The 7,260-nt window shown below is 62.9% G+C and carries 3 protein-coding genes and 1 tRNA gene; 2 read left to right on the top strand and 2 right to left on the bottom strand.

Features of this window, described 5'->3' with window-relative positions:
* The first annotated feature begins 258 nt into the window (after positions 1 to 258).
* Positions 259 to 1,539 carry a TniQ family protein gene (locus AB4Y82_RS19160; protein ID WP_441611573.1) on the top strand — a complete coding sequence of 427 codons (1,281 nt, stop codon included), beginning with the start codon at positions 259 to 261 and terminating at the stop codon, positions 1,537 to 1,539.
* Between the two features lie 288 nt (positions 1,540 to 1,827).
* Here the strand turns inward: AB4Y82_RS19160 and AB4Y82_RS19155 are convergent.
* A tRNA-Ile gene (locus AB4Y82_RS19155) sits at positions 1,828 to 1,903 on the bottom strand.
* A gap of 169 nt (positions 1,904 to 2,072) precedes the next feature.
* Between AB4Y82_RS19155 and AB4Y82_RS19150 the strand changes: the two genes are divergently transcribed.
* Entirely contained in the window at positions 2,073 to 2,444 is a 372-nt protein-coding gene (locus AB4Y82_RS19150) for a nuclear transport factor 2 family protein (protein WP_441602053.1), read from the top strand.
* A gap of 140 nt (positions 2,445 to 2,584) precedes the next feature.
* Here AB4Y82_RS19150 and AB4Y82_RS19145 read toward each other — a convergent pair whose 3' ends face one another.
* Positions 2,585 to 7,183, bottom strand: a complete 4,599-nt coding sequence (locus AB4Y82_RS19145; RefSeq protein WP_441602052.1) for a DEAD/DEAH box helicase — start codon at positions 7,181 to 7,183, stop codon at positions 2,585 to 2,587.
* Between the last annotated feature and the right edge of the window lie 77 nt (positions 7,184 to 7,260).

The following is a 7,260-nucleotide window of genomic DNA, read 5'->3' as shown; positions in this document are numbered from 1 at the left end:
ACCTGGCCCTGCGCAACATCAGCAAGAAATGGACGCTGCCGATCCGCGACTGGAAGGCTGCATTGAACCGCTTTACGATTCAGTTCGAGGAACGACTTCCTCAGCGGTAACCCAAACCCCGGTTACACAAAATTCTGCACACGCCCGCTCATACACCACCCGTAAGGAAGGCACAGGGTCTTCCGACCGAACCAGGACTTCCAACCGGCCATTCCAGAAGAAGGCACGACGGAACCCTAGGAATGGTCGGGTCTAGCTATGGCGTGGCTCCTTCCACTCATGCTGCTCGGGAAGGGCTCCGAAGATATTGAGGCTCTTCCCTCATTCTTGCTTCGCCTTGCGATATGCCACGGCGTGTCGACGAGCCTGCTGATTAAGGCTATCGCTGATCGCCAGAAGGGCGGATTTGGCAAACAAGTTCAAAACATCAGATCCGCACCCCTGTCAGCGCTAGTTAGGCCAAATTCCAGCACAGATGCTGTCGTACAGGCACTGGGTGAGGCTGGTTATGAAAGTGAGATGGCACTTCAGTCCGCCACGCTACTCTGCCTCCGGAACGCACTTAACCGTCCTACGCTTTGTTTTTCGGCAAAGGTGCGTTGGTGTCCTGCCTGTTTTTCGGAGCAAATTAAAAGTGGCCTACCGCCGTATCTGAAGGTCGTTTGGTTTCTAGAGGCGATGAATGTATGCAACCACCATCATCTGGCATTGCGCTCGCGGTGCCCGGTCTGTGGAAGCCACCAGAGCACATGGGCGATGCCCCGTTCGATCGGGCATTGCTTGCATTGTGGAAACTCGTTGGCAGGCCCTACATCTGACGATGTACTCATAAGAGATCCAATTGATGCCGCATACGATCTCGTTTCATTGGTCCAATTTCAGGCGGCGCATCCTGGCGTCTCATTCCCACGCGGCGGGCTATCCAATGTCATCAGGGCTTTCTTCAATCGCGCCAGCATGACTCAGAGAGAGGCCCGCTTATGGCAGCGAATACCTCGAGAGGAGTGCGTGCGGTTTGCCGATCCCAAGGAGTCGATCACCCTAGTAACGGCGAGACGAGTTGCGTATCGCCTTGATGTACCTTTGGTTGATCTTTTGCTTGGACAGGCCGAAGGGGTCAACCGCTCATTTCTTTTTAGTTCTGAGCAACCGCTTCCTGAGTCCCTCGCACCGCGAACGAGGAATAACTGCGTCGACAAGCGCGCACTGACTATCAATCTCAAGACTGCCCTTCAAACTCGCAATCGTGAACCGATGTCGCTCCGACAGGTTGCGCGATCACTTAATGTGTCAGTTGGGGCTCTCAGGTACCACTGCCCCAAGGAAGCGGCCCGTTTGGTTACTAAGTGGAATCAAGCCCAAAGGCTGGCTAGGCGGCAACGAAGTATCCGTGCCAAGCGAGCTGTGCGAGAAACGGTCGCGACGTGGGCCTGTCACCCCCAAACGCCCCTCTCACGAAAAGGGCTTCTCCGTGTCTTAATGGCCAAGACCGGTCTGCCAAAGAATCTTTTGCGGAGGGAGATTGGGCTTCGATTTTGAGGTTCGACTTGGTGCCAGTCTTGCCATATCTACCCTCACGCTTGAATGGCACCACATAAGGGACGGTTGCTCTCATCTGCCACTTCCGCGGGCTCCCCCTCAAGGGAATCCCCCTGCGCGGCTAGATCGGATACTGCCCGGCCCGACCGGTGGGGTTAACTCAGTGCCGACAAGGACCGCGGGTACATTCTCTGGGGGCAGTCAAACTATGCATTACGTAAAGCAAAGTCTGGCTGAAACGGCCAAACTATGCTTTCCCGAACACAAGTCCCAGAAGACTTGCAAATTTGGTGGGCCCACGAGGATTCGAACCTCGAACCAAGGGATTATGAGTCCCCTGCTCTAACCGTTGAGCTATAGGCCCATGCGTGCCGGCGTTGCGCTGGCTTGGGGCGGACATGGTAGCGGGGTCGGGAGGGGGCGTCGACGGGGGTGGGTGGGTTTTGGGGTGGGAATTCGGCTGTCTGGCGCGGTTAACGTAGACTTTGCGCTGTCGCGCCGGTGTTGGCGCCTGCTTTTTTGAAGGATGCGCCATGCGCGAGCTGATCGAACGTTACCTGGCTGCCTATAACCGCATGGATGTCGACGGCATGACGGCGACGATGCATCGCGAGGTGGTGTTCGAGAACTATACGGCCGGGGTGTTGAGCGTGCGGACGTTTGGGGTCGATGAGCTGCGGCATCTGGCGCAGAGTTCGAGCTTTCTGTTTTCGGCGCGGCGGCAGGTGATTCTTGCCTATGAGGAGCGCGACGGGACGGCGACGGTGCATATCCTGTTTGATGGGACGTTTGCGGTTGACCTGCCTAATGGGGTGCGGGCGGGGCAGTCGATTACGTTGAATGGGCGCAGTGAGTTTCGGGAGAGGGATGGGTTGTTGGTTTATATCGGGGATTACAGTGAGTGATGGCTGGGTTCTGAAGAGCCCGATGGATATCACGCGCGACAGCCGGCCATAGAGGCGCTGGATTCCGGCTTTCGCCGGAATGACGAGCTAAGAAACACCGCCGCCCTTCCCTTTTTCAGGGCGCTTGCCGGAATGGCGAGCTAGAAGCCCGCAGCTCGCGCATCCGCTTTAAGACCATCCGCATCCGCGCGGCGCAGCAATGCGTTGCGCCACAGCTGTTGCTGGGCGGTGGTCGATTCCACCAGCCATTGCGGTTTGTTGGCGACCCAGGCCGCTACGGCGGCGCCGTCTTCGTAGAGCACGCGGGTGCCGGTGACGGCGGGGAGTTTGTTGCCGGCCAGGACGGTGCCGACCAGGTTGAGTGGGTCGGAGCCGCTGATGAGGACGAGTTCGCCTTGCGGCTCTTGCTGGCGTACGGCGCGCAGGCGGGTGATGGCTTCGGGTAGGGCGAATTGTTCGCCGACGAGGCCTTCGACGAAGCGGCCGCCGCGGATTTCGCCTCGTGCCTCCAGGCGGTGGTAGACGCGTAGGAGTTCGCGCCAGGTGGGGAGCCAGGAGGCTTCTCGCTCCAGCAGTTTCCAGAAGATGACGCCGTAGCGGCGGAGGAGGCTGCGGGCGATGTGTTCCAGGTGGTCGGGGTCGAGTTTGGTGCTCGCATTTGGCGACCTTGCCGCGAGCACCCGCCCCTCATCTGCCCTGCCGGGCATCTTCTCCCCGGAGGGGAGAAGAGTTGCGCGGTTTGACCTTACTAATGACCATCTGCCGGCGTCTTCGATGCCGGTGAGCATGTGTCTGCGCAGGCGGCGGTGGCGGTTTGCGTCGCGTTTGGCGGCGGGGACTAGCAGGGCGCGCAGGCCGGCGAAGCTGTCGGCGGTGACGCGGCCGGCGGCGACGAGTTCGCCCAGGGCGTCTTCGAGTTCGGTGCGCAGCAGGTGGGTGTCGCTCAGCAGTTCGTCGAAGAACAGGGCGCCGTGGTCGCGCAATGCGTCGAGCACGGCTTGCGCGCGTGAGGAGACGACGATGTCCTGCGGGTTCGCATCGGTGGCCGCGGCGTTGGTCCAGATGGGCGAGCTGCGGCGTGGCAGCAGGACGATGGGCGTGGCGCGCACGGGGCCGCCGCCATTGCCGGTGCCGCTGCGCAGGCGGCTCCAGCTGACGCGGCCGGCGCGGATTTGCTCGTCCAGCCAGGTGATGGAGTAGTCGTTGATGCGCGTCGGCAGCAGTTCGCTTTCCCAGGCGCCGGCGGCGGCTTCGAAGCCTTCCAGTTGGGTCAGCACGGCCGGGAGTGCATCGGGGCCGCTGAGGCGTGCGCCGGGGGCTACGTGCTGCCATTCGAACAGGAAGCGCATCAGGTCGCGGCGGCTGACGGGTTCGATTTCGCGGCGCAGACGGCCGATGGTGTAGCGGTGGATGCGTGCGAGCAGGTGGCGTTCGCACCATTCGATGTCGTGCGTGCCGGGCGTGAAGTGACCTTGCATGACGTAGCCTTCGGATTGAAGGCGCAGCAGTGCGAGGTCGATGGCGCTGGGCTCGACTTGGAGTGATGTGGCGAGTTGCGCGACGGTGATGGGGCCGGAGCCGGTCAGGCGGCCGCGGACTAGTTCGAGTAGGGCGTCTTCGTGGGTCCAGGGTTGCGCGGCGTATTCGGCCGGGGTATCGATGGGTGGGTGCAGCGTCGCCGTTGGGTGGACGGCTTGCCACTTGGGTAGGGATTCGGCGGTGGTCCAGATGTGCGCGGAGCTGGACTGGGGCAAGAGTGACCCCTCACCCCAACCCTCTCCCCGGAGGGGAGAGGGAGCCAAGCGCGTGGCCCTGGAATTTTTGGCCAAGCTCTTTAGCCAGTCGTTCCAGCCTTCGTTCGCATCTGCTTCGCTCTGCGTGATGCCGCCGAGAATGGTGAGGGCCTCATGCATTTCATCGGCGCTGCGCACTTGCGGCCATGCTTCTTCGCGTACCGAGGCGATGGCGTCGGGATCGAGGCGGCCGAGGTCGTCGGCGCTTTCGGGGTCGGACCAGCGGCGGGATTGCACGGCTTGGGTGCGGCGTTCTTCCAGCGGTGCGTCGTCGAGGTAGGCGTACGGCGCGGCGGTGAGTACTTCGCTGGCGAGCGGACTGGGGGCGGCCAGGTCGCGCGCGACTACCTGGATGGAGCCGTCTTCCAGGCCGTGCAGGATGTGCAGCAGCCCGTCGACGTCCATCGCTTCGCGCAGGCAGTCGTGCATGGTCTGGTTGACCAGCGGGTGATCTGGGATCTCGCGCTCGCCGACGATGTTTTCCAGGCAGGCCACCTGATCGGGGAAGACGGCGGCGAGCAGGTCTTCGCTCTTCATGCGCTGCAGTTGCGGCGGCACTTTCTTGCCGCCCTGGAAGCGCGGCAGGGCCAGCGAGGTGGTGGCGTTCCAGCGCCAGCGCGCGGGGAATAGCGGCGCGTCCAGCAAGGCCTGGATCAACACGTGTTCGGCGGTGTTGGAGTGCAGGTAGTGCGCCACTTCTTCCAGCGGAAAACTGTGGCTGGTGGACAGCGACAGCACGATGGCGTCTTCGGTGGCCGCTGCCTGCAGTTCGAAATTGAACTGGCGGCAGAAGCGCTTGCGCAGCGCCAGGCCCCAGGCGCGATTGATGCGGCTGCCCCAGGGCGTGTGGATGATCAGCTGGGTGCCGCCCGATTCGTCGAAGAAGCGCTCGAACACCAGCGTTTCCTGCGTGGGCAGCACGCCCAGCGCGGCCTTGGCGGCGGCCATGTATTCGGCCAGCTGCTGCGCGGAAGACTCGTTCATGCCGAGCGTGTGCATCAGCCAATGCAGCACGGCTGGCACGCCGCCTTCGTCGAGACGCGTGGCGATTTCCTCGCGCAGGCGCGACACGCCATGCGACAACTCGGCGCTGCGGCCGGGCGCTTCGCCCAGCCAGAACGGGATATTCGGCGGCACGCCCTGGGCATCTTCCACGCGCAGGCGATCGCGCTCGACGCGAAGAATGCGGTAGCTGGTGTTGCCCAGCTGGAACACGTCGCCGGCGAGGCTTTCCACGGCGAAGTCTTCGTTGACGGTGCCGATGATGGTGGCCTGCGGCTCCAGCACCACCAGGTAATCGGCGGTGTCGGGAATGGCGCCGCCGGAGGTGATGGCGGTGAGTCGCGCATTGCGGCGGGCACGCAATTGCCGGTTCACGGCATCGCGATGGATATACGCACCGCGTGGGCCGTGCCGCGTGGTGAAGCCGTCGGCCAGCATGCGCACGGTGGCATCGAACTGCTCGCGGGTGAGATCGCGGTAGGGATAGGCGCGACGCAGCGTGTCGTAGAGCGCGTCTTCGCTCCATTCCTGGCAGGCGACTTCCGCCACGATCTGTTGCGCGAGCACGTCCAGTGGTTGCGGCGGCTGGATCAGGGTGTCGAGTTCGCCGCGGCGCACGCAATCGAGTAGTGCGGTGCATTCCACCAGGTCGTCGCGCGAGGTGGGGAACAGGCGAGCCTTGGGCGTGCCGTTGACGGCGTGGCCGGAGCGGCCGGCGCGCTGCAGGAAGGCGGCGATGGAACGCGGTGATGCGAGTTGGCACACCAGATCCACGTCGCCGATGTCGATGCCCAGTTCCAGCGATGCGGTGGCCACCAGCACGCGCAGGTCGCCGCGCTTGAGGCGCTGCTCGGCGTCAAGGCGTTGTTCCTTGGCGAGGCTGCCGTGATGCGCGGCGACGGCTTCCTTGCCCATGCGTTCGGACAAGTGGCGTGCCACGCGTTCGGCCATGCGGCGGGTGTTGACGAAGACCAGGGTGGTGCGATGCGACTCGACCAGTTGGGTGAGGCGGTTGTAGATCAGTTCCCAGCAGTCGTTGGACATGACGGCTTCGAGGGGGACTGGGGGGACTTCGATGGCCAGATCGCGGTCGCGGGCGTGGCCGACGTCGATGATGTTGACGCTGTTTTCCTTCTCCCCTGCGGGGAGAAGGTGGCCCGAAGGGTCGGATGAGGGGTCGGGGCTTGCCTCGGTCTTTTTCGAAGCGCGCTTCTTTGCGAGCGTATCGCTAGATTGGCCCCTCACCCCAGCCCTCTCCCCGGAGGGGAGAGGGAGCAGAGCATCTGCCCCCACCAAAAACTTCGCCACATCCTCAATCGGCTTCTGCGTCGCCGACAACCCAATCCGCAACAGTCGTCGCTGACACAACGACTCCAACCGCTCCAACGACAACGCCAGATGCGCGCCACGCTTGCTGTTAGCGAGCGCATGGATTTCATCCACGATCACCGTGCGCGTCGTCGACAACATGCTGCGACCCGACTCAGAGCCCAACAGGATGTATAGCGATTCGGGCGTGGTCACCAGGATATGCGGCGCCTGCTTGCGCATCAGGTTGCGCTCGGCCTGCGGTGTGTCGCCGGTGCGTACGGCCGTCCGGATGTCCACATCGGGCAGGCCTAGTTTGGCCAGTTCGGCGCGGATGCCTTCCAGCGGCGCTTCCAGATTGATGCGGATGTCGTTGGACAGTGCCTTGAGCGGCGACACGTAGACCACGGTGGTGGCTTCAGGCAGTGCGCCGTCGTGGGCCAGGCCTTCGCGCACCAGGCCATCGATGGCGGAGAGAAACGCCGTCAGCGTCTTGCCTGAGCCTGTCGGTGCGGCCACAAGCGTGTGCCGGCCTGACCGTATGGATGGCCAAGCCGCTTTTTGGGGCGCCGTGGGTTCAGGAAAGGCTCCCTGGAACCAGGCCGCAACTGCTGGATGAAAATCGTGCAGGGGCATGGACTTAAGTGTCGCTCAAGCCGCTCTCAGAGGGAGAGACATGGGGGCGTCAAGGGGTTTTGCCAACTTTTCGAAAG

The sequence above is a fragment of the Dyella sp. 2YAF14 genome (genome assembly GCF_052114725.1).
In the GTDB taxonomy this organism is placed as follows: Bacteria; Pseudomonadota; Gammaproteobacteria; order Xanthomonadales; family Rhodanobacteraceae; genus Dyella.
Note: the sequence above shows the minus strand (reverse complement) of the source record. Positions and strands in the feature narration are given on the sequence as shown.

Coding starts and splice junctions, on each gene's coding strand:
- AB4Y82_RS19160 (WP_441611573.1), top strand. CDS start 259: ATGGCGTGGCTCCTTCCACTCATGCTGCTCGGGAAGGGCTCCGAAGAT.
- AB4Y82_RS19150 (WP_441602053.1), top strand. CDS start 2,073: ATGCGCGAGCTGATCGAACGTTACCTGGCTGCCTATAACCGCATGGAT.
- AB4Y82_RS19145 (WP_441602052.1), bottom strand. CDS start 7,183: ATGCCCCTGCACGATTTTCATCCAGCAGTTGCGGCCTGGTTCCAGGGA.